Annotated in this window: 2 protein-coding genes; both read right to left on the reverse strand. The window is 61.5% G+C overall.

Translation table 11 applies throughout. The annotated features are described in order from the left end of the window. Positions 1-56: 56 nt before the first annotated feature. Positions 57-434, reverse strand: coding sequence for a pentapeptide repeat-containing protein (locus tag NW853_RS08950; protein WP_414336223.1), 378 nt, complete (start codon positions 432-434; stop codon positions 57-59). An 81-nt stretch (positions 435-515) separates the two neighbouring features. Further along, the coding region (locus NW853_RS08955) for a glycine radical domain-containing protein (RefSeq protein ID WP_414336225.1) at positions 516-1,031 on the reverse strand (516 nt) is incomplete at its 5' end.

A 1,031-nucleotide genomic window follows, 5' to 3' on the forward strand; every position in this document is an offset into this window, starting at 1 on the left:
TGGACTTTACCCAGACTGTGTTTTTCTTAACGGTTGAAAACCAGTGGAAAGATCTCCTACTGGGAGACCTCCGCCGAGAGGTTGTGCAGGCGATGGGCTTTGGGATCAAAGCCCGCCGGGAAATGGGTATAGGCATCGCAATCGGCGTGATCCAGCAAAGCCCCTTCCAAGAGGGCACCGCGGAAATTGCTGCCAAAAAGCAGACATCCCCGCAGGTCGGCTCCCGATAGGTTGGCGCCGCTGCAATCGGCAAAGCTGAGATCGCACCCCCGCAGGTTGGCGCCTGCCAGGTTGGCGCCGCTGAAATCGGCATAGCGCAGGTCGGCACCGGCTAGGTGGATCCCTTGTAGGTCGGCCTGGGGCAGCTCGATCTCCTGGAAATCTCGCCGTCCCGCCGCGTAGTCTCTAACCAAATCCCCAACGCTATAGTTCATTGAACCTCCTCGCTTGGGGAGGGGGGATCCTTTGCTTTCACCCGGCTAGGGGCAGCCTTCCGGGATCCCCCGCCCCCTCGTTTAGAAGTGTTGATGGAAGGTGCGGTTAATCACATCCAGTTGCTGCTCGCGGGTAAGCTTGATGAAGTTCACTGCGTAGCCGGAAACCCGGATGGTGAGCTGCGGGTAGAGCTCTGGGTGCTCCATGGCCTGCAGCAAGGTCTCGCGGTTGAGGACATTCACGTTGAGGTGAAAGCCGCCATCCCGCATGTAGCCGTCCAGCAGCCCCACCAGGTTGGCAACCCGCTCCTCAGCCGTGCGACCCAGGGCCGCCGGCACGATGGAGAAGGTGTTGGAGATGCCATCCAGCGCGTCGTCGTAGGGCAGCTTGGCCACGGAAGCCAGCGACGCCACCGCTCCCTTGGTGTCGCGGCCATGCATGGGGTTGGCCCCCGGCGCAAAGGGCTCGCCAGCCCGCCGCCCATCGGGGGTGTTGCCGGTTTTCTTGCCGTAGACCACGTTGGAGGTGATGGTGAGAATGGACTGGGTGGGAATGGCGTTGCGGTAGGTTTTGTGCTTGCGCAGCTCCGCCATGAA

The organism is Synechococcus sp. H55.11 (genome assembly GCF_047462475.1).
Classification (GTDB): Bacteria; Cyanobacteriota; Cyanobacteriia; order Thermostichales; family Thermostichaceae; genus Thermostichus.

Bases quoted from the DNA above. Each gene is read 5' to 3' on its own strand.
- NW853_RS08950 (WP_414336223.1), bottom strand. From the start codon at position 434: ATGAACTATAGCGTTGGGGATTTGGTTAGAGACTACGCGGCGGGACGG.